Source organism: Halorubrum sp. Atlit-26R (assembly GCF_003666015.1).
Lineage (GTDB): Archaea > Halobacteriota > Halobacteria > Halobacteriales > Haloferacaceae > Halorubrum.
The window spans coordinates 1-979 of the sequence record NZ_QPLT01000113.1 but is presented as its reverse complement, the minus strand read 5'-3'; the positions used below and the strand labels follow the sequence as shown (position 1 = coordinate 979).

The following is a 979-nucleotide window of genomic DNA, read 5'->3' as shown; positions in this document are numbered from 1 at the left end:
GTTCCACGCTGTTTCGGAAGGGGTTCTCAAACAGCTGGCTGAGTCGGCTCTGGTCAGCATGGACCGTCCGATCGGTCTCGGTTACGAGCGTCGCGTCGGCGGTCGCCACGTGCTGCCGGCAGTCGCGGGCGATCGTCCCGAGCTTGAGCGTGGCGGTCTCGGTGACCTGGTTCCCGCTCTGTGCGAGCCGCAGGAGGTCGTCGATCAGCTCCTCGATCCGGGCCAGCGCGTCCGCCGCGGCGTCGAGATACTCGCTGTCGCAGTTGTCGCTCGCGAGCTCGAGGTTCCCCGCCGCGACCTAGAGGGGGGTGCGGAGATCGTGTGAATGCACGCTGGAGAACTCCGCTAAAGCAACGCGTAGAGGCCCACTCCCAGCCCGATCGCGAGACACAGCGCGCTGACTGACTACTCCAGTTTCTGGGAGATGTCCTCCGATACCGGTTCGCACCGGATGCTCTCGCTTGCGGCAGGATGCTGGTATTTGTGTTCGCTCGCCAGCAACCGAGTGTGCGTGTACCCGGACCGTAGCATCGGTCGCGTCGGGTTAGCTCACCACGCGCCGTCGATCGGATCGCGAACCCAACAGACCGTTCCAGACGGGTGCCTACTCATGCCGGAGGTCCGCTTCGAGATCATCGAGTTCGGCCTCCAAGTCCGCGTCGTCCGGCTTTTCTGCCTGCGTCATCGCTTCGGGGCCGGGTTCATCTGTGTCTCGGTGGTGCGCAAACAGTCGATTCACCTGATCAAGATTTGCGACGTATCGGTGGAGGTCATCACGCTCGGGCAGCGCATGGTAATACCCGTCTTCGGTTTTTCCGACGTATTCCTCGTCGTAAAGCCGAGCAAGCGTCGTCGTGGCCGTTCCGCGCGGAATGCCGAGATCCTCGTCGAGATCTTTCGGAGAGAATCCCCATTCGGGATTTTCGTACAGGTGTGCGACGATATCTGACTTCGTGGTGCCCGGCCGAAGATCGAGTTA

Annotated in this window: 2 protein-coding genes; both read left to right on the top strand. The window is 62.2% G+C overall.

Going from position 1 to position 979, the window contains the following annotated elements:
• Window positions 1-325, top strand: a 325-nt coding sequence (locus tag DVK07_RS22860; RefSeq protein ID WP_233565537.1) for a hypothetical protein, incomplete at its 5' end; no start/stop codon positions are given.
• A gap of 285 nt (window positions 326-610) precedes the next feature.
• Window positions 611-949 carry a hypothetical protein gene (locus DVK07_RS22855; RefSeq protein WP_158603200.1) on the top strand — a complete coding sequence of 113 codons (339 nt, stop codon included), beginning with the start codon at window positions 611-613 and terminating at the stop codon, window positions 947-949.
• Window positions 950-979 lie beyond the last annotated feature (30 nt).

Excerpts from the sequence above, each read along its gene's own strand:
- DVK07_RS22855 (WP_158603200.1), top strand. The coding sequence starts at position 611 with ATGCCGGAGGTCCGCTTCGAGATCATCGAGTTCGGCCTCCAAGTCCGC.